Here is an 18742-nt window from a genome sequence, read left to right as displayed (position 1 = left end):
CTTCAACAGGCACCACCCTCTCCAACAGGAAAGACCGGACCCATGCCAATCACTCGCCGTTCCCTGCTTGCGGGCGCTCCCTTTGCCGCCGGCATCATCGCCGCCGGCCTGCCCCGCTTCGCCGTTGCGCAAGCCGCGCCGGTCACGTTGCGCTACCTCGCCAGCCGCGGCAGCATCTCGCCGCATGAGCTGGCGGAGGCGCTCGGCTATTTCAAGGGCCTCGGCGTCAAGCTGGAGAATGTCGGCTACTCCAGCGGCGGCCCGGAATCGCTGTTCGCGCTCGCCTCCGGCAGCGTCGATCTCGGCTCGGCCGCAACCGCTGCGGTGATCAATTCGATCTCCGGCGGCAACGACTTCGTCGCCGCCTATCCAAGCAACGGCATCAACAGGCAAGTGCGCAGCGTCTTCTACGTGCTGGAAGACAGTCCGATCAAATCGATTGCCGACATCGCCGGCAAGACCATTGCGGTCAACACGCTCGGCGCCCATCTCGATTACACCGTGCGCGAGGCGCTGCACGGCGTCGGCCTGCCACCGGATGCCGCCAACCTCGTCGTGGTGCCCGGGCCGCAGCTCGAGCAGACCTTACGGTCGCGTCAGGTCGATATCGCGGCACTGGGCTATTGGCAGGCGACGTTTGCCGGCGCGCTGGTCGACAAGGGCGGCGTACGCGGCGTGTTCAACGACACCGACGTGCTGGGCGAACTGGCCGGCGGCTTCATCGTCCTGCGGCGCGACTTCATCACGGCGCATCCGGATGGCGCCCGCAATTTCGTCGACCAGTCGGCGGCGCGCAAGGTGCTCGCGGACATCCTCGACAAGCGCGGCGAAAATGGCGAGCTGGCGCGCTACTGGACCGGCTTCGGCCTGCGTGAAGGTGCGAAGGCTGACAGCCGCGACATCGACTTCTGGGTCAGCGTGCTGGAACGCGACGGCCGCCTGCCCAAGGGCAAGCTGAAAGCCGCTGACATCCTTTACCGGCGCGGCGAAACGAAAACCAACTGACCGGGAGACGGGCCATGGCCACCACAAGCGGCGGCGAGGTCACGATACGTGACCTCTCCAAATCCTTCACCCTTGGCGGGCGCCCGCTTGCCGTGCTGAGGGCGCTCAACCTCGACATCCGCTCCGGCGAATGCCTCGTCATTGTCGGCGCCAGCGGATCGGGCAAGACCACGCTGCTGCGCATTCTTGCCGGGCTGGAGGCTGCCGACAGTGGCGGTGTCGCGATCGACGGCAAGCCGGTCCATGGCGTCGGCTCCGAGCGCGCGGTGATCTTCCAGGAACCGCGCCTGCTGCCGTGGCTGACGGTACTCGGCAACGTCGCCTTTGGCCTCGAAGTGCGGGGCGTGCCCAAGGCGGAGGCGGAGGACAAGGCCCGCATCTATACCGCGCTCGTCGGTCTGGCCGAATTCAGCGATGCCTATCCCAGGCAGCTTTCGGGCGGCATGGCGCAGCGCGTCGGCATCGCCCGGGCGTTGACCGTGCGGCCTGAAATCCTGCTGCTCGACGAGCCGCTAGGCGCGCTCGACGCCATGACCAAGATCGGCATGCAAGAGGAAATGGTGCGCATCTGGAGCGAGGAGAACGTCACCATGGTCATGGTCACCCATGATCTGGAAGAAGCGATCTATCTTGCGGACAGGGTGCTGATCCTGCCCAGGGAGAAAGGCGGCACGGCACGGCTGGTCGAGGTTGAACTGCCGCGCCCCCGCGATCGCAGCGAAACCCGGTTCGTGCGCTATCGCGAAGAACTGCTGCGTGAGTTTGGCCTGCACTGAGACGTCGGGTGAAAAAGCGCGTCTTGCGCCGCCCTTACATCTCCGCCGCCACCTTCGAGAACAGCGCGCGCTCGATCGGCGGCTCCAGCGTTGCCGCAAAGGGCGTTGCAAGGTGGTGGCGGTCGCGGAAGGCCAGCATGCCGTCGATGAACACATGGCAGGTGGTCTGATCGCAAAAGCGGTTCGTCATGTCGAGATAGGTGGCGTTCGGAATGCCGCGCACGATGTCGCGCTCTTCCTTGGCTATGTCGTCATTGGCGGCCATCACCCTCTGCGTGTCGCATGCGGCCGGCGTCTGGCCGCGCCACAGGGCGCGTGCCACGCATTTGTCGGCATAGCTGCTGTTGAAGGGCACGTCTCTGATGACCGCGACCCTGATCCCGGCCTGACTGAACGCCCCCAGGGTCCAGCGCAGGCCGCTCCGCCACTCCTCGTTCCAATTGGCGTGCTTCAATTCATCGGGCGATTCCCGCATCATATTACCCATCGAGAATTCCGAGATCACCACCAGGCTCGGATGCAAGGCAATGATGTCCCTGATCGACTGCTCGCGCCATTGGTCGCATTCGGTGTAGTCGCGCTTCAGCCGCGAGTTCCAGGTCGTCACCCGCGAGGCGCGGCAGGAGGATTTCAGATAGGTGACGACCCGGTAGTTGTTCTTGCTGGCCGCCTCGATCAGCGGCGTCGACCAGTGGTCGGCATGCGAATCGCCGAATAGCACCACCGAGTGCTCGGCATCTTTCGCGCCAAACACGCAAGGGTTCGGCTTGATGGTTTCCAGATCGAGCACGCAGCCGGCGTTGGTCGCGCGCACCGTGGAACTCTGCGCCGCGCTGCTTGCGATGACGCGCTGTTCGGGGCTGAGATTGTGCTCGGCAAAGCGCGCATTGCCATAGGCCACGACCACGCCCGCACCGGTCAGCATGACAGCGGGAACGAGCGCGCGCGCCGCGTTCGCCATCAGCCAGCCATTGCGACGGATCGGGTTTTCGATGAAATTATAGGTGAAGATCGACAGCGCCAGCGTCAATGCCGCGCAGGCAAGCCGCCCGGGCCAGGACAGGTCGGGCACCATCATCGTCGCATAGACGATGACCGGCCAGTGCCACAGATAGAGCGAGTAGGAAAGCTTGCCAAGCCACTGCATGGGCGACAGCGACAGCACGCTGATCGGTAGGTTCTGCGCCGCGCTCCGGCTTGCACCGCTGCCGCTGAGCAGCACGAGCACGGTGCCGGCGACCGGCACCAGCGCAATCACCCCGGGGAAGGGGGAATCCTCGCTCACCATGAGATAGGCGCCGGCGATCAGCGCCAGGCCGAGACATGACTGCGCTGCGCTGAGCCGCGGCCGGTCCCGCCAGAATCTTGCCGGCGCCATCGTCGCCAGGCCGCCGGCGGCGAATTCCCAGGCCCTGAGCGGCGAGAAATAGAAGGCCCAGGGCTGCGACACGGTGGTGAGCCAGGCGCAGACGGCGAACGACACCACGCCGGCGAGGCCGATCACCAGGATCGCAGTGCGCTTGCCCGGGCGCAGCCATGCCGCCAGCAGAAGCAGCACCGGCCATACGAGATAGAACTGCTCCTCGACCGAGAGCGACCAGAAATGGATGAAGGGGTTGTTCGCCGCATCGGGGGCGAAATAGTCGAACGACCAGCGGATCAGCCAGAAATTGATCGCATAGGCCGAGGCGTACATGGCGCCTTTCGAATAGAGCGACTGTTCGTCCGGCGACAGGATGAAGTAGCCCGCGACCAGCGTGGCGAAGATGACGAACAGCGAGGCCGGCAACAGGCGCCGGGCGCGCCTTGCGTAGAACCGCCACAGGTCCAGCCTGCCATCCTCGGCAATCTCCCGCAGCAGCTGGCCGGTGATCAGATAGCCGGAGATGACGAAGAAGATGTCGACGCCGGTGAAGCCGCCCGGCAGGTCCGACAGACCGAAATGGAACGCGACGACGCCTGATACCGCCAGCGCGCGTAAGCCCTCGATATCCGGCCGGAACGATGGCGACACGGCGATACCTCGCGTAGAGTCGTTGAAAAAAGCTACCCGTTTCGAAGACTCAACGCGATGCGCCGATATGCACTGCAAAAAATCTAAGGCAGCGCAACATAAGCAAAAAATCTAACGCAGTGCAACATAATCAAAAAATCTAACGCAGTGCAATATAAGTGGAAGTCGCGGACTGCAGCCGCGATGTGCACGTCGGCGTGCACGTCAGGAAGCGCAGCGCCAGCGCCAGCCTGAACCCACGCGACGGCCGATTTTTGACACAGGAGGTGATTGGCCCGGCGAGCGGGCCTGCGCACCGATCTCAGGCTTTAGAGGAACCCGCCGCCCGCGCGCCGGGCTCCCCCTAAGTCGTCACCATCACGCATGCGCTGGCGGATGACGACGGTGGTCCCAGACTGCCCAGACCGACGCCGCGACCACCAGCACGCCGAGAACCACATGGGTTCCCATCGCGTTGACGTTCGCCGCGAAGCCAAGCAGCCAGGGCGAAACGATCAGCCATAGCCCGACAACAAGGTTCGCCCACTCTTCCCATTCGGCGATACCGAAAGCGTGGCGACGCCAGAGGCGCCGGACGACGAAGACCTGCCTGAGCGGGCAGTCGCCTCCCGCCTTACTTCACGGCTGTGGTCACCGTGTTGAGAACAGCGCGCGCTCGACCGGCGGCTCCAGCGTTTGCGCAAAGGGCGTCGCCATGTGGTGGCGATCGCGGTAGGCCAGCTTGCCGTCGATGAAGACATGGCAGGTCTTGGCGTCGCAGAACCGGTCGGTCATGTCGATGTAGGTCGCGTTGGGGACGGCGCGCACGATGTCGCGCTCCACCGCGGCCATGGCGTCGTTGGCGGCGTCGGTTCGCGGCGCGTCACATACCGATGGCGTCTGTCCACGCCACAGCGCGCGGGCCACGCAGGTGTCGACAAACATGCTGTTGAACGGCACATCGCGGATGAAGGCGACTTTCAGCCCGGCCTGGCTGAACGCCTCCAGCGTTGCGCGAAGGCCGGCCTGCCAGTCCTGATTCAGGCTGTCGGATTGCTGCGCATCGGGCGAAAGTTTGCGCGAACTGGTCAGCGCTATCTCCGATATCACCACCAGGCTCGGGCGCAGGGCGATGATCTCCTTGATCGATTGCTCGCGCCATTGATCGCACTCGGCGTAGTCGCGCTTCAGCTTCGAGCTCCAGACCGTCAGCCGCGAGGCCCGGCAGGCGGCTTTGAGCCAGGTGACGACCTTGTAGTCGTTCTTCTTCGCTGCCTCGATCAGCGGCGTCGACCAGTGGTCGGCATGCGAATCGCCGAACAGCGCGATCGAGCGCTCGGCATTCTTGGCGCCGAACACGCAGGGCTTCGGCGTCACGGTCTCGTAGTCGAGAACGCAACCCACCTTGGCGCGCGCGGTGGAGGGCTGCGCGGCAGTTTCGGCAATGATGCGTTGTGAGGGGTCGAGGTCGTCCACGGCAAGGCGCGCATTGGCGTAGGTCGCCATGACGCCGGCGCCGGTCAGCATTGCGGCGGGGATAAGCGCGCGCGCCGCGCTCGCCATCAGCCAGCCGTTGCGACGGATCGGGTTTTCGATGAAATGATAGGTGAAGATCGACAGCGCCAGCGTCAATGCCGCGCAGGCAAGCCGCCCGGGCCAGGAGAGGTCGGGCACCATCATCGTTGCATAGACGATGACCGGCCAGTGCCAGAGATACAGCGAGTAGGAAAGTTTCCCCACCCATTGCAAAGGCGGCAGCGCCAGCATGGCGCTCGGCCCTCTTTGGACATTGCCGGAGCCGCTGAGCAAAAGGAGCACGGTGCCGGCCACCGGCACGACCGCCGCGACGCCGGGGAAGGGGGTGTCCCGCTCGCTGAAGGTCAGATAGGCGCCGGCGATCAGCGCCAGGCCAAGCCATGCCAGTGCTGCGCCCAGTTGCGGGCGCTCTCGCCAGAATTTTGCCGGCGCCATCGTCGCCAGGCCGCCGGCGGCGAATTCCCAGGCCCTGAGCGGCGAGAAATAGAAGGCCCAGGGCTGCGACACGGTGGTGAGCCAGGCGCAGACGGCGAACGACACCACGCCGGCGAGGCCGATCACCAGGATCGCAGTGCGCTTGCCCGGGCGCAGCCATGCCGCCAGCAGAAGCAGCACCGGCCATACGAGATAGAACTGCTCCTCGACCGAGAGCGACCAGAAATGGATGAAGGGGTTGTTCGCCGCATCGGGGGCGAAATAGTCGAACGACCAGCGGATCAGCCAGAAATTGATCGCATAGGCCGAGGCGTACATGGCGCCTTTCGAATAGAGCGACTGTTCGTCCGGCGACAGGATGAAGTAGCCCGCGACCAGCGTGGCGAAGATGACGAACAGCGAGGCCGGCAGCAGGCGCCGGGCGCGCCTTGCATAGAACCGCCACAGGTCCAGCCTGCCGTCCTCGGCGATTTCCCGCAGCAACTGGCCGGTGATCAGATAGCCGGAAATGACGAAGAAGATGTCGACGCCGGTGAAGCCGCCCGGCAGGTCCGACAGACCGAAATGGAACGCGACGACGCCCGACACCGCCAGCGCACGCAGCCCTTCGATATCAGGCCGAAACGATGCTGACACGGCGAAAACCTCACATAGGTCGTTGAAAAAGCCCCGTTGCGAAGACTCGACGCAATGCATTGATATTGCAATGCAACAAATCTAACGCAATGCAACATAAGCGGAAGTTCGCTGAGTGTAGCGGGGTGCTCGTCGGCGTCTATACCAGGAAGCGCCGCGGCGGCGCTGCCATCTGCACCCGCCGGGCGGTTGGTTTTTGAGCACAAGGATATGACTGGCCCGGCTAGCGGGCCTGCGTACCGATCTCAGGCTTAGGAAGAGCCCGCCGCTCGCGCGCCGGGCTCCTCCCCTTGGTCGTCACCGATCACGCATGCGCTGGCGGATGATGACGGGAGTCCCAGACCGCCCAGGCCGATGCCGCAACCACCAGCACGCCGAGGACCACATGGGTTCCCATCGCGTTGACGTTTGCCGCGAAGCCAAGCAGCCAGGGCGAGACGACCAGCCAGAGCCCGACGACAAGGTTCACCCACTCTTCCCATTCGGCGAATACCGAAAGCGCCGCGAGAGCCAGGGCGCCGAGCACGACTGCGGCAATCCAGGCGTTCCACGCAGGAGCGGTTTCAGCAACGAAGCCGATGACCCAGGGTGAGATGAACAGACATGCCGCAAGGATCAGGTTGATCCAGTCCTGGGCTTTCTTTCCTTCCATCAGACCGTTTGCCATGACAACCTCCACAGGTGAAGTTTGACCAAAGCACTACGTCGCGTGCAGCGCACGCTTAGTCATTGATATATCGCACTTTCGACGGCTTTCAAGGAGTGGCTCCGCCGGCCGGTTAGCCAGGCTCCGTCAGTGCCGTCATCCGTCTGCTCAACTTAGAGGCGCTGCGCCGGTTCCGGAGGCCGCAAGGCCAGGGATCACGGGTCAAGACTCCACGCGATCACGCCTTTTTCAGGAACTCGGTCTTCAGCACCAGGCCCTTCACCTGCTTGGTGTTGCACTCGATCTCGCCGGGATGGCCGGTGAGGCGAATATTCTTCACCAGCGTGCCGCGCTTGATCGTCTCCGAGGTGCCCTTGACCTTCAAATCCTTGATCAGGGTCACGGAATCGCCCTCGTTCAGCTGGGTGCCGTTGCTGTCTCTTACGATCGCGTCTGCCATATCGGGGTCTTTCATCGGAGCCGGACAACCGACTATCCGGCGGATGGCGGCAAGGTCAAGCGATGGCACGCGGCAAACCGTGCCATCGCTTGCTCGTGAACCGGACAGGGCACCCGCGTTGCTCATCTCAGGTGCTTCGGCTATTGACCGGCAGCCAATGCCGGCACAGTTCCAAACGGAGCCCGACCATGACAGAGAAGACCATCCTCAAATTCGGCGCGGTCGAAAACGCCGAGGCGGGCGATCTCGCAGGCTGGGTCGTGGTCGACGGCAACCCGACCATGAAGACCGCCGTCCAGCACACCACAGCGGACGGCAAGGTTATGTCGGGAACCTGGCAGGCCACCCCCGGTACCTACCACGCAACCTACAGCGACTATGAATTCGTGCACATGATCGCTGGGCGCATCGTCATCACGCCCGATGGCGGCGCGCCCGTCGAAGTCGGCCCCGGCGACGCCTTCGTGGTTGAAGCCGATTTCAAGGGAACGTGGAAAATCATCGAGCCGGTGACGAAGCATTTCGTCGTCAGGGTCGGCTGAGGCCGGAGGCGAACGGAACAATCCTATCACCGCCTGGCGCGCCGCCAAGTCTGTTGATCCCGAGGCCTGTCGATCGGGCTTGTCGATCCCCCGGGCCCGCCGATCCCGGGTACCGCAAGCGCGGTGCGGTCGAAATAAAAAGATGGAGCCCCGCCACTAGGGATGGATAGACTCTAGAAATCGAAATAGATCGCCGGCGGATACGGACTGGACACATTCTTGTCGGCCGGCGCTGCCATCGCACCGGGCGACGCGGTGATCCCGCCGGTGGACTTGTTGTCGAGCTGCGGCCGGCTTTTCTCGGCTGTGGCCGCTTTCGCATCGGTGGCAACGACTTTCGTTTTAGCCTCCACGGTTTGCGAAAGGGCGAGCACGGCGAGAAGTGCAGACAGAGCAAGTTTCATGACGGCGTCCCTCAATGGTTAACGTAAGGTTAGCCCCAGCCGCCGGCCTGAACACGGCCGCTGCGCGGAAAGGCGTGGAATTCTGCGGAATTCCTGGAATATGGCTTGTGGAAAAGCGCGGCTGCAACGAACCGGCGCGAGTCAGGCTTACAGTCGCATCAAGGCAGCAGGGTGCGCCATGTCGCGCAGCGTTTGACGGTCACTCCGTGGTGACCGTCGTCCGCGCATGAAGGCAGCAGCTATTCGCCCGCTTCGTAGCGGCCAGCGCTGGTGTGAAGATCAATCCCTGAAGCCGGTCGAGTCGAGCAGGGCGACCTGCTTGCCGTCGATGTAAAAGCGTATCACGTGCGCGCTGCCGTCGACTTCGATGCGCGTCGGCTCGATGGCCGGCGAGGCAGGAGCCGCCTTGCCATATGTCGCTGCCGCGCGCGAGCCGGCAGCGGCACGCGATGGTCCATCCGGCCCGAAGGTCAGCAGCAGCAGTGCAGCGGATCCAGCCGCAACCGCGGTGAAAGGGATTTTGGGGGAGGCAATCCAGGACATCGAATTATTCCTTCCTTGTTGAGGCGGCATCTACGCTGGTTTGTGCCGGTGCCGAGAGCTCGGCTTCGCCGTCGTTCAAATGACTGAGGAAGGGTGTCGGTATTCAACCCTAGATAGCGTGAGTTTCATAACTTGCCCTTGCCCTGCGCGACCTTAGCGCCGCCCGGCGGGGCGAAAAGGGCAGCCGCGTGGAGCGGCGTGGAATTCTGCGGATTTCCTGGAATATAGACTTTAGGAGAGGTCCAGCCCGCAATGAATGCGGTGGGAGCAATTGCTGGCACATGCTATGCCTTGCGGTGGCATAAAGGGGCAGGTGGGGGATGGCACAGCATATCGCGCAGAAGTTACGGTTGACTGCAGCCTTGCTGGGAACCGTCGCCCGCAAGGATTTGGCGGCGGCGTTCCGGGGCGTCAACCCGAAGACGGCGTTCGATCTCGGCCGTGCCGACAAATGGCTGCAGGGCCGCGCCCAGCCACGCGAACTCAGCGTCTACGACGACTGGTCGAAGCTTCTCAAGCTGGAGCAGCCCGGCGCCTGGATCGCCGAGAGCGACCTGTCAGGCTTTACGGCGGCGATCTGCGCCCGCCACGGCATCGAGAGGGCCGAACTGGAACGCCGCGCCGGTGCGCATTTCGAGACGGCGTCCGGACACGAGGAGCGAAGCCTTGGATTGGCCGTTGCCGGAACCTACGCATGTTATTCGCGCGCCTTGTCGCCCTACTATCGCGGCCAGTTGATCAGGGGCAGCCTGTCGATAGAGGCCGGGCCGGGGGCGCACGGCCTGACTGCCGCCTATCGCGAGGCATTGCCGACCGGGCAGCTGCTGCTCGGCGGGCTGATGACGCCGGCAAAACGCGGCCTTTATGCGCATCTGAAAGAAACCAACGGCGAAGCCCACTTCTTCCTATGCCTGTTTCCGCACTCGCGGCCGGGAAGCGTGCTTGGCGGCTATCTGTGCGGCACCACCATCATCGGCCCGGAGCCGCAGCCGTCCCTGACCAGGATCCTGATGATCCGCTTGCGCAATCCGGCGCCCAAGACATGGGGCGGATATCTGCCGTCCGACGGGTCGATCGCTAGGGATTTGGCATCGCTTGGCCTGTCAGTCGAGCACACGGAGGCGGTTGACCGGCAGCTGGCGCAATTCCTCGCCGGAGACAGCGACGGCGGCGCCAACCAGATCCCGCCGGCCGAATTCCGGTCCATTCTCGACGTGTTCGACCGTCATTGGCTGCGTCATTCCGGCTAAGTCTGACCACAGCAACAGTGAGCCGCCGTTCCGATCTTGCGGCGCGCGGGCCGGACAAAGAGGGAATACCTCCCTGCGGTCGGGCTCCGGCACAAAGGTGCGGACGTTGCGCGCCGGCTCAATATGCCTGATCATGGTGATTGGCAGGGTGGAGGCACCAAGTGGCGGCCAATCGTCGAAACGGCATGCACCCGTCGGAGTCCGGGCTGGTGGGCATTGTTTCCGGTGCCAGGGTCCTCCCGCGCATGTCATTGCCGACCGTCGCGACCGTCGTGGCTACGGTTGCCGCCCTGTATTTCGGGCGCGAGGTATTCCTGCCGATCGCAATCGCTCTGCTGCTTACCTTTGCGCTTGCACCCATGGTTTCCGTACTCAAGCGAATCGGCATTCCCCGTCTTCCGGCCGTCATCGCCACTGTGCTGGGCGCATTCACGGTCCTTGCGCTGTTCTCCTTCATTGTCGCCACGCAGGTCAGCGAACTGGCGCAGAACATCCCGCTTTACCAGTCGAATATCCTGACCAAGGTCCGATCCCTGAAGGAAACCGGCATCGGCGGAGGCATCATCGCCAGGCTGAGCGGGGTGATCGAAAGCGTTGGCCAGGAACTCGACAGGCAGGAAACCTCACCGCCCGCCGCAGATGAGCCAGAGCGCGAGCCGGTGCCTGTCGAGATCATCGCGCGCGAAAGGCCGCTCCAGGTTCTCCAGAACCTGATCCGGCCGCTGATCAGCCCGCTGGCATCGGCCGGCCTGATCATCATCGTCGTCATATTCATGCTGCTCGAGCGCGAGGACCTGCGCGATCGTTTCATACGCCTCGTCGGCTACGGCGATCTTCATCGGACCACCGAGGCGCTCCAGGAAGCGGGCAAGCGGGTCGGCCGATATCTGCTCATGCAATTGGTGGTGAACATCGTCTACGCCGTGCCGATTGCATTCGGGCTTTGGGTTCTCGGCATACCCAATGCACTGCTGTGGGGATTGCTGGCGTTGGCGCTGCGCTTTGTTCCCTATATCGGCCCGATCATTGGTGCACTGCTGCCTCTGTTCCTGGCGCTTGCCGTGGCTCCCGGCTGGTCGCTCGTGCTGTGGACCGCCGGGCTGTTCGTGGTCATGGAAATGATCACCGGCAACGTCGTCGAACCTTGGCTCTACGGCTCGCGCACCGGGCTCTCACCATTGGCCATCATTGTCGCGGCGATCTTCTGGACCTGGCTCTGGGGCCCGCTGGGCCTGGTTCTGTCGACGCCGCTCACGGTCTGTCTCGTCGTGCTCGGCAGGCACGTGCCGCAGTTCGAATTCCTCGACGTCCTGTTCGGCAACGAACCCGTGCTCGAGCTACATGCCCGACTCTACCAGCGGCTGCTGGCCGGCGATCCGGAAGAAGCCACTGATCACGCCGAGGAGATCCTGGAGGAAAAATATCTGTTCGAATTCTATGACAAGGTCGCCATTCCCGCACTTCTGCTCGGCGAACAGGATCGGGTGCGGGGTGTCATGGGCGATGAGCAAAGACGGCAGGTGGCGGCCAGTGCGCAGACGCTGGTGGCGAACCTCGACGACAGCGCACGGGAGGAAGCGGAGGAGGACGATGACCCGGCTGCGGCCGAGCCTGCCACAGCGGACGAGGAAAAGCAGGCTCAAGCGGAGGGCGAGGACGACACCGAACTGCCGGATGGCACGGACATGTCGGTGCTTTGTGCCGGCGGCCGCGGGGAACTTGACGATGCCGCCGCCGCCATGCTGGCGCAGGTGCTCGAAATCCAGGGCGCGACGGTCTCGAAGGCGAGCTTTGCCGACATGGAACCGGCGAGCATTCGCCGGCTCAAGTTCGATGCTGTCGACACCGTGGTGGTCGGATTCCTTAACCGCGACTCCGTCAAGCACGCCCGTTTCCTGGTTCGTCGGCTGAAACGTGCCAAGTCGGCGCTGCGGGTAGGCATCGTGTTTTGGTCGGAGGACGGCGACGACAAAGAGGCAGCCGTCAAATTGGCCAATGACATCAACGCCGATTTTGTCGCGTATGGCATGGTCGAAGCCGTTCTGGGGGCGTTGTCGAGCGATCCGCCGGTTGCGCTGAAGGTCGCTGCCAAGCGCCGCATGCGCCGTCGGCCGCGCCCTGCCGAGAAGGCGCCGCTTGCAGCTGCAAAATGAGACCGTAGCTCGTTCTCACGTCCAGAAGTAACGCACCGTGTGAAAGAACACCGGAGCGGCGAAGACCAGGCTGTCGGCGCGGTCCATCATGCCGCCATGGCCCTCGATCAGATGGCCCCAGTCCTTCACCCCCTGGTCGCGCTTGATGGCGGAGGCGACCAGCCCGCCCAGAAAGTTGCGCCGCCTCGGTGGCCTGACCTTATTCAGCCACCTTCGCCACGATGCAATCTAGCGAAGGAAGTGGCGTCAAACCGTCCCTAGTCCTTTCTCTTGGCTCGGCGGTTCCGTCCCCTTCAGCAGCACATTTATAGGTCGCTTCAATCACCAAGCCCCGAATTCTCGCGTCAGGAAGCGTGGAGTAGTCGAAGTATCCCTCTCTCGTTGGAAGCCCTTGCAAGTAATCAAGTGCCGCATGGACGCATCGATCAAGCGTTTCCGTGCCATTTTCGCGGAAGTTGAGCTCGTTTATCAAAATGACACCTACAGATGTCCAAGTGTCTCTGCTTGTAAACTTATACGCCGTACATCCGTCCAAACTGGGCTCCGCCTTTGCAACGAAATCTTTGTACCATGGCAGCAGGCGCGAACTGGTTAAGGCCGACGCTACGTCCTTTTGCCAGTTCGCGCCGTCGGCAGCGATTATGGAAATCTGGGCCGTGCCAATGGCCGGGAGAAGACCATTCAGATCGCCTCTGAGAGCTTTGTATCGCTCGATCGAGCTGCGTACGTTCAGACGATTGGCTACAATTTCGTAAGGCCGATGCCATGACGGCCAAACATGAATTTTCCTATCATGCGGCAGCGACCGCAAATAGTTAACGGCGGCGTCTTTGGTGGCCTGCGCTTGAACAACTTCTTTTTCAGTTGGCCAAGCATGATTGCTCAATAGCATCACCGACAGCGACGCGTATAACCATATCTGGAGCGCCTTATAGGTCATCATCCCCACCCGCCAAGGAAAGTGCCAGAACTCTCTGGCTGGAGGAGGCTTAACAGACCTCAGAGCGAAACGGCCAGTCAGTTTGCTGAATTAGGTCGATGCATTAATGACTTGGGGGTGCCGGCCCTTGCAGCTGGAGCGCCCTCACACCGTCCAGAAATAGCGCACCGTGTGGAAGAACACCGGAGCGGCGAAGACCAGGCTGTCGGCGCGGTCCATCATGCCGCCATGGCCCTCGATCAGATGGCCCCAGTCCTTCACCCCCTGGTCGCGCTTGATGGCGGAGGCGACCAGCCCGCCGAGGAATCCCATCAGGCAGGCGATAAAGGCGACGCCCGCCGCCTGGAGCGGCGAAAACGGCGTCAGGAACGACAGCAGCGCGCCAAGCAGGCTCGACGTCGCCAGCCCGCCGACCAGCCCTTCCCAGGTCTTCGACGGCGAAACCTTCGGCGAGATCAGGTGCCTGCCGAACAGCTTGCCGAAGATGTATTGCAGCACGTCGCTGCCTTGCACGGTGATGATCAGGAAAGCGATCAGCAACAAATTGCGGCCTTCAAAGCCGGGAACGTCGAGCGTCAGCAGCGCCGGCACGTGACTGACACAGTAGACCGAGATCATGACGGCCCATTGCTGCGCCGAGATGCGCTCGAGAAAGCGCTCGGTGTCGCCGTGAAGCGCGGTGATCGCCGGCATCAGCAGGAAGCAGTAGACCGGGATGAAGATGGTGAAGAGGCCGTACCAGGCGGTCCACACCAGCCAGTACTGGAACGGGATGACGATGCCGAACATGCCGAGCAGCACCCAATGGTCGCTGCGGCGGCTGTGCGTCAGCGTCACGAATTCGCGCAAGGCGGCAAACGAGATCAGCGCGAACAGGATGGTCATGCCGGAGCGGCCGAAGAAGAAGGCGACGGTGATCGCCAGCACCATCACCCACCAGGCGTTGATGCGCTGGTTGAGGTTGACCAGCGTCGAAGACAGCGGCTTCGGCGCGCGCCACGACAGGATGCCGGCAACCAGGCTTGCCGTGGTCAGCACCGCAGCGAGGCCGATAACCAGAATGAGGGTTTCGTGCATTGGCATGTTGAACTAGTCGTCCTTCAGAGCATCGTGCCGGATATCGGATCCGGCACGATGCTCTAAGCTCTTTTGGTCGCATGATGTTTTCCGGAAAACCGGATTCCACTTTTCCGCATCATGCGTTGGCGGGCGGGGGTTCAGCGCAAGCAGCGTTTGGCGGGCGCGGTCGAGAAAGGCGCGGCGTTCCTCATCCGGCGCAATGGCGATCGGCGCGCCGAAGACCACGCGGCAAAGCAGCGGCACCGGCACGAACTGGCCCTTGGGCAGCACCCGCGACATGTTCTCGATCCAGCACGGGATGAGTTCGACATCGGGCCGCGCCATCGACAGATTGTAGAGGCCGGAGCGGAACGGCAGCAGCGGCTCGTCGGTCATATTGCGGGTGCCTTCGGGAAAGATGATCAGCGAATGGCCCTCATCGAGCACCGACAGCATGATCGAGATCGGATTCTGCGCCTCTTCCGTCCACTGCCGCTGGATCAGCACGGAGGACAGCATGTCCTGCGCGATGAACCGGCGCAGCCGCGATTTTCCCCAATAGTCGGCGGCAGCGACGGCATGGGTGCGGGCGCGCTGCTTCTCGCTGAGGCAGGCCGACAGCAGGATGAAGTCGCCGTGGCTGGCATGATTGGCGAAGTAGATGCGCTGCCGGTCCGACGGCTGGCTGCCGTTCCAGATCGGCCGCACGCCGGTCACCGCCCAGGCCAGCGCCGACAGGCCGACCGAGGTCACGGTCTGCAGCAGGGTGAAGGTCCTTGTGCCTAGCTTGCTCATCGTCCGGCTCAGAAGGACAAGGCGACAGCGGATGCCGTCATAAACAGGCCGAGCGCGATGCGCTGCTTCATCAGCAGGCGCTGCGTGCCCGCGATGCGCCGGTCGAGCGAGCGGATGCCGGCAGCGGCCGGTTTGACGCGCATGCGCGCCAGCACGTCGTCGACCGAGGCTCCGCCGGCGGCCTCGCTGATGTGGCTCGCCATCAGCCAGAACAGCAGTGCGTCGAAGGTAAGCAGGGCCGAGAGGGCGAGGGTGACCACGCCGCTCGCTGCCGCGACCAGCCAGGCCGCCGCCGCCAGCATCGTCGCCTGCGGCTGCGCTGCCACGGCAATGACCGGCGCGGCCGTCAATGCGGCCAGCACCAAAAGCAGCGGCCACACCGCCTGCGTCATCAGCCCGGCGGCGAAAGCTTCGGCCTTGTCTCGATGGGCACTCATGCCGGCTCATCCACCGCGATCCGAAGATGCACCGGCCGGCCCGATGCCGCGAGCCGCTTGTGCGCCTGCGCCGGCGTTGGCGAGCGGCCGGTGGCAACCAGCCATTCGGCGACGACGCCGGCGCTGCGCTGGAAGCCGAGCGCGCAGCAGACCAGCACCGTGCCGTGGCCGCGGGCCGCCTCGATCGCCGCCACCGCTTGCGCTTGCGCCTCTGGCGGTGGCGGCAAAAGGTCGACCATGGCGATAGCAGTCCAGCGGCTGGTGACGCCGCGCGGCCGTTCCAGCTCGCCGGCAAGGTCGATCACCGTGCCGAAGGCGTCGGCCTCGGCGGCGGTGGGAAAGCGGCCGAGGAAGACGCCGTCGGCAATGGCGACATGCGGCGGCAGCTTGCGCGTCCATGCCCATCTATTGATCCTGGCGCCAAGCCGGTAGGGCAGCAGCAAGACACGGCTGGCCAGGGAGACGCTGCCGTCGGCCGTCTTCTGGAACACTCTGGCGCCGGCCCCGGCATAGGCGAAGGCGACGATGGCCAGCGCCAGCGCCGGCCACAGCAGGATCAGCCACAGCGCCGAGACGAAGGCGCCGGCAACGGCGCCGGCCAGCACAAGGGCTGTGCCAAGCGCGTAGAACCGAGCCAGCCGCCTGGCCCTGGCGTCGGCGGTTAGCTGAAAGCCGGCGAACGGCAATTCGCCATCGCGCGGAAACAGCCACAGGGCGAAGAAGCCGAGCAAAGCGCCGGTCGGGATGTCGATGACATGGTGCTGCCACGTCGTCAGCACCGAGGCGCCGATCAGCAAACACCAGGCATGCCAGACGGTGGCCATGCCTTTGAGCCGACCGCGCCAATGATCCCAGATGATGATCAGCAGCGCGATGTGCAGCGATGGCGCCTGGTTGAACGGCTTGTCGAAGCCGCCGAGCACCGCAAACATGAAGCCTGGCAGGCCTGATGTCTGCGGCCGCACGAAGGTCGCCGTCAGCGGGAACAGGATGAAGCAGGCGACGGCGACGATTTGCGCCGTGAGATAGCGGCCGGCAAGACGGTCGACGCCGCGCTTGGTATCGTTGAGCAGCAGCGACAGGCCGTAGAACAGGTTGATCGACCAATAGGGCACGATCGTCCAGGCGATGAACGGGATGCCGCGCTCCCAGGCAAAGACGATGCTGCCGACATCGTCGCGCTGCGACGCCAGCCAGTTGGCGAAGCCGTAGGTCGCGTAGAAGAACGGTGCCAAAAACCCCACCCACAGCGCCGCCCGCAGCACGATGCCGGCGTACGGCTCGCGCGCGGAGCCAGAAGGGGCAGGGGCATCGGCAGGGCCAAGGGCAGGCAAGACCATGCTCAGGCGCGCCGCGCGACCGAGACGGTGAAGATGCCCCACTGGTCGATGCGCTGGTCGAGCTTCTCGAAGCCGGCCGCCGCCACCAGCTGGTCCATCTCGCCTTGGGTGCGCCGGCGCATCACCCAGGCCTGGCCGCCGCGATGCGAGGTCAGGCTGCGCGCGATCATTTCGAGCTGCGGATGCCAGGGCTGGTTGGTGTAGAGAAGCAGCCCGCCCGGCTGCATCGCCTTGGCCAGCCCGCCGAGCGAGCGGGCGATCATGGCGTTGTCGGCAAACAATTCGTAAAGCCCGGAGACGATGGCGAGGTCCGGCGCCGGCTCCAGCCCGGCAAGCATTTGGGCGTCGAAGGCGTCGGCCTGATGGAACGAGATGCTGGTCGGCAGGTGCCGCTCGGCGATCAGCTTGCAGCCGAGTGAAACGTTGAGCTCGGAGAAATCCTGCAGCCGCACGCTGGCCGGCGGCTCAGTGCATTTGGCGACGGCGTCGAGCACGTAGCGGCCGTGGCCGGCGGCGATATCGACGATATGGACCGGTCGGCCGGCGGTCTTCAGCGTCTCAGCGGCGCCGCCGATCAGCTCTTCCAGGTGCAGCTTGCGCTGGCGGATGCCGCGCCAGCCAATGGCGTCGAGAAAGGTGCGGTCGATCATGCGGCCGAGCGGACCGGTGCCCCGCGCCTGGTTCTCGTAGACATAGTCGAGCGTCGAGCCGGAATCGAAGCCGGTGGCAATCCCCGTCTTCATGCCTGACGACAGCCACGCGCCCATGCGGATCGAGGCGCGGCTCATTGCCCAGTACAGGCCTTTCGGTGACAGCGGGGCGAGCGGCGAGGCCAGCCGGTCGGCCTCGTCGCGTGTGTAGCCGGCGCGGTCGGCCGTGGTCAGGTCGAGCGGCTTCTCCGGCGTCGCGAACTGTCTTTCGAGGAACGGCTTGATCAGGTCGAGTGCCTTGCGGCGGTCGCGTTCGCCGAGCGTGTCGTGGAAGAAGCCGGGCAGCACATGCCGCTCCTTGGCCGGGCTGGCGAGATTGACGAAGAACTCGTGCTGCGGTCCATGCCGCACCACCCAGTCGCTGCCGGAGATCAGCAATTGCGTCGGCACGGTGATGGCGCGGGCGTCGGCGACGATACGCGCGGCGTGGTCGTAGAGCTCGACGAGGATGTTGGAGGCGATCGGCCGCGTGATCAGCGGATCGGCCTCGAAGGAGGCGATGCGCTCGGGGTCATGCGTCAGGAACTTGGCCTTGACGTAGGAATTGACGAAGAAGCGGCCCTTGATCTTCTGCCACAGCGCAATGCCTTGCTTGGCGAAGGGCACGTAGAGCTTGACCGAGAAGGCCGGCGAGGCCAGCACCAGCGCGCGGATGTCGGGCGCATAATCATGCACCCAGGCGGCGGCGAGCACGGCGCCGAAGGATTGCGCGATCAATGCGATGTCGCGTTGGCCGAACCCGTCTCTGCCGATCTCGCGCACGAAACAATCGATGTCGCGCACAAGTGCTGCAAAGGACGGCGCATAGCCGCGCTCGCCGGCCGAGCGGCCATTGCCGCGCGCGTCCCAGGCGTAGAAGGCATGGCCGGGCATGTCGAGTTCATCGACAAGATGCGCCACGCGGCCGCCATGCTCGTGGCCACGGTGGAACAGCAGGACCGCGCTTTTGCCGTGTTCGGTTAATGCCGGCCAATAGCGATAGAAGATCTCGGTGCCGTCATGCGTGCGGAAGGTGCGCTCCTGCGCCACCCGCTGCTCACTTGCGGAAGCGGCAATCGTTGGTTCATGAAGCATGTTGTTCC

The 18742-nt window shown here is 64.1% G+C and carries 17 protein-coding genes and 2 pseudogenes; 5 read left to right on the top strand and 14 right to left on the bottom strand.

Annotation, left to right across the window (positions count from 1 at the left end):
* Positions 1-42: 42 nt before the first annotated feature.
* Positions 43-1005 (top strand): ABC transporter substrate-binding protein, encoded by a 963-nt coding sequence (locus AC0L3I_RS18885; RefSeq protein ID WP_473527872.1) that lies wholly within the window; start codon positions 43-45, stop codon positions 1003-1005.
* Between the two features lie 14 nt (positions 1006-1019).
* Entirely contained in the window at positions 1020-1781 is a 762-nt protein-coding gene (locus AC0L3I_RS18880) for an ABC transporter ATP-binding protein (protein ID WP_473527871.1), read from the top strand.
* Positions 1782-1815: 34 nt separating this feature from the next.
* Here the strand turns inward: AC0L3I_RS18880 and AC0L3I_RS18875 are convergent, their stop codons facing one another.
* From AC0L3I_RS18875 to AC0L3I_RS18855, 5 genes and pseudogenes are all read right to left on the bottom strand, one after another.
* Positions 1816-3795 (bottom strand): acyltransferase family protein, encoded by a 1980-nt coding sequence (locus AC0L3I_RS18875; protein ID WP_473527870.1) that lies wholly within the window; start codon positions 3793-3795, stop codon positions 1816-1818.
* A gap of 357 nt (positions 3796-4152) precedes the next feature.
* Positions 4153-4367: pseudogene (locus AC0L3I_RS18870) on the bottom strand (SPW repeat protein); the annotation flags it as partial.
* A 58-nt stretch (positions 4368-4425) separates the two neighbouring features.
* On the bottom strand, positions 4426-6381 hold the full coding sequence (locus tag AC0L3I_RS18865; protein WP_473527869.1) for an acyltransferase family protein: 1956 nt from the start codon (positions 6379-6381) through the stop codon (positions 4426-4428).
* A 304-nt stretch (positions 6382-6685) separates the two neighbouring features.
* A complete protein-coding gene (locus AC0L3I_RS18860; protein WP_473488946.1) occupies positions 6686-7048 on the bottom strand; it encodes an SPW repeat protein in 363 nt (120 codons plus the stop codon).
* Positions 7049-7265: 217 nt separating this feature from the next.
* The gene (locus AC0L3I_RS18855) at positions 7266-7487 is read right to left on the bottom strand and encodes an alkylphosphonate utilization protein (RefSeq protein WP_473488945.1); all 222 of its coding nucleotides are present in this window, start codon (positions 7485-7487) and stop codon (positions 7266-7268) included.
* A gap of 188 nt (positions 7488-7675) precedes the next feature.
* Here AC0L3I_RS18855 and AC0L3I_RS18850 point away from each other — a divergent pair, with 188 nt between their 5' ends.
* On the top strand, positions 7676-8029 hold the full coding sequence (locus tag AC0L3I_RS18850) for a cupin domain-containing protein (protein WP_258123208.1): 354 nt from the start codon (positions 7676-7678) through the stop codon (positions 8027-8029).
* A 173-nt stretch (positions 8030-8202) separates the two neighbouring features.
* Here AC0L3I_RS18850 and AC0L3I_RS18845 read toward each other — a convergent pair whose 3' ends face one another.
* Both AC0L3I_RS18845 and AC0L3I_RS18840 read right to left on the bottom strand, forming a co-directional pair.
* The gene (locus AC0L3I_RS18845) at positions 8203-8433 is read right to left on the bottom strand and encodes a hypothetical protein (RefSeq protein WP_473488944.1); all 231 of its coding nucleotides are present in this window, start codon (positions 8431-8433) and stop codon (positions 8203-8205) included.
* A gap of 279 nt (positions 8434-8712) precedes the next feature.
* Positions 8713-8976, bottom strand: a complete 264-nt coding sequence (locus AC0L3I_RS18840; protein ID WP_473488943.1) for a hypothetical protein — start codon at positions 8974-8976, stop codon at positions 8713-8715.
* 320 nt (positions 8977-9296) lie between these two features.
* Here AC0L3I_RS18840 and AC0L3I_RS18835 point away from each other — a divergent pair, with 320 nt between their 5' ends.
* Together AC0L3I_RS18835 and AC0L3I_RS18830 are read left to right on the top strand one after the other, a co-directional pair.
* On the top strand, positions 9297-10226 hold the full coding sequence (locus AC0L3I_RS18835) for a hypothetical protein (protein WP_473488942.1): 930 nt from the start codon (positions 9297-9299) through the stop codon (positions 10224-10226).
* Between the two features lie 161 nt (positions 10227-10387).
* Positions 10388-12379 (top strand): AI-2E family transporter, encoded by a 1992-nt coding sequence (locus AC0L3I_RS18830; protein WP_473527868.1) that lies wholly within the window; start codon positions 10388-10390, stop codon positions 12377-12379.
* Positions 12380-12394: 15 nt separating this feature from the next.
* On the opposite strand, the pseudogene AC0L3I_RS18825 reads toward AC0L3I_RS18830, so the two are convergent.
* The 7 genes and pseudogenes from AC0L3I_RS18825 to AC0L3I_RS18795 all read right to left on the bottom strand — a co-directional run.
* Positions 12395-12553, bottom strand: a pseudogene (locus tag AC0L3I_RS18825) (phosphatidate cytidylyltransferase); the annotation flags it as partial.
* 25 nt (positions 12554-12578) lie between these two features.
* Entirely contained in the window at positions 12579-13322 is a 744-nt protein-coding gene (locus tag AC0L3I_RS18820; RefSeq protein ID WP_473527867.1) for a hypothetical protein, read from the bottom strand.
* Between the two features lie 141 nt (positions 13323-13463).
* On the bottom strand, positions 13464-14396 hold the full coding sequence (locus AC0L3I_RS18815; protein WP_473527899.1) for a phosphatidate cytidylyltransferase: 933 nt from the start codon (positions 14394-14396) through the stop codon (positions 13464-13466).
* Between the two features lie 12 nt (positions 14397-14408).
* Complete coding sequence (locus AC0L3I_RS18810) at positions 14409-15173, bottom strand: lysophospholipid acyltransferase family protein (protein WP_473488939.1); 765 nt, start codon at positions 15171-15173, stop codon at positions 14409-14411.
* 8 nt (positions 15174-15181) lie between these two features.
* A complete protein-coding gene (locus AC0L3I_RS18805; protein ID WP_123148040.1) occupies positions 15182-15610 on the bottom strand; it encodes a hypothetical protein in 429 nt (142 codons plus the stop codon).
* Positions 15607-16950 (bottom strand): phosphatase PAP2/dual specificity phosphatase family protein, encoded by a 1344-nt coding sequence (locus AC0L3I_RS18800; RefSeq protein WP_473527866.1) that lies wholly within the window; start codon positions 16948-16950, stop codon positions 15607-15609. The genes AC0L3I_RS18805 and AC0L3I_RS18800 overlap by 4 nt, the downstream gene beginning before the upstream one ends.
* Before the next feature lie 2 nt (positions 16951-16952).
* Positions 16953-18734, bottom strand: a complete 1782-nt coding sequence (locus AC0L3I_RS18795; protein WP_473527865.1) for a bifunctional alpha/beta hydrolase/class I SAM-dependent methyltransferase — start codon at positions 18732-18734, stop codon at positions 16953-16955.
* Positions 18735-18742: the final 8 nt, after the last annotated feature.

The organism is Mesorhizobium sp. WSM4840, assembly GCF_055811755.1.
Note: the sequence above shows the minus strand (reverse complement) of the source record. Positions and strands in the feature narration are given on the sequence as shown.

Bases quoted from the DNA above. Each gene is read 5' to 3' on its own strand.
- AC0L3I_RS18805 (WP_123148040.1), bottom strand. From the start codon at position 15,610: ATGAGTGCCCATCGAGACAAGGCCGAAGCTTTCGCCGCCGGGCTGATG.
- AC0L3I_RS18850 (WP_258123208.1), top strand. From the start codon at position 7,676: ATGACAGAGAAGACCATCCTCAAATTCGGCGCGGTCGAAAACGCCGAG.
- AC0L3I_RS18810 (WP_473488939.1), bottom strand. From the start codon at position 15,173: ATGAGCAAGCTAGGCACAAGGACCTTCACCCTGCTGCAGACCGTGACC.
- AC0L3I_RS18815 (WP_473527899.1), bottom strand. From the start codon at position 14,396: ATGCACGAAACCCTCATTCTGGTTATCGGCCTCGCTGCGGTGCTGACC.
- AC0L3I_RS18845 (WP_473488944.1), bottom strand. From the start codon at position 8,433: ATGAAACTTGCTCTGTCTGCACTTCTCGCCGTGCTCGCCCTTTCGCAA.
- AC0L3I_RS18855 (WP_473488945.1), bottom strand. From the start codon at position 7,487: ATGGCAGACGCGATCGTAAGAGACAGCAACGGCACCCAGCTGAACGAG.
- AC0L3I_RS18840 (WP_473488943.1), bottom strand. From the start codon at position 8,976: ATGTCCTGGATTGCCTCCCCCAAAATCCCTTTCACCGCGGTTGCGGCT.
- AC0L3I_RS18820 (WP_473527867.1), bottom strand. From the start codon at position 13,322: ATGATGACCTATAAGGCGCTCCAGATATGGTTATACGCGTCGCTGTCG.
- AC0L3I_RS18795 (WP_473527865.1), bottom strand. From the start codon at position 18,734: ATGCTTCATGAACCAACGATTGCCGCTTCCGCAAGTGAGCAGCGGGTG.
- AC0L3I_RS18835 (WP_473488942.1), top strand. From the start codon at position 9,297: ATGGCACAGCATATCGCGCAGAAGTTACGGTTGACTGCAGCCTTGCTG.
- AC0L3I_RS18860 (WP_473488946.1), bottom strand. From the start codon at position 7,048: ATGGCAAACGGTCTGATGGAAGGAAAGAAAGCCCAGGACTGGATCAAC.
- AC0L3I_RS18880 (WP_473527871.1), top strand. From the start codon at position 1,020: ATGGCCACCACAAGCGGCGGCGAGGTCACGATACGTGACCTCTCCAAA.
- AC0L3I_RS18800 (WP_473527866.1), bottom strand. From the start codon at position 16,950: ATGGTCTTGCCTGCCCTTGGCCCTGCCGATGCCCCTGCCCCTTCTGGC.
- AC0L3I_RS18885 (WP_473527872.1), top strand. From the start codon at position 43: ATGCCAATCACTCGCCGTTCCCTGCTTGCGGGCGCTCCCTTTGCCGCC.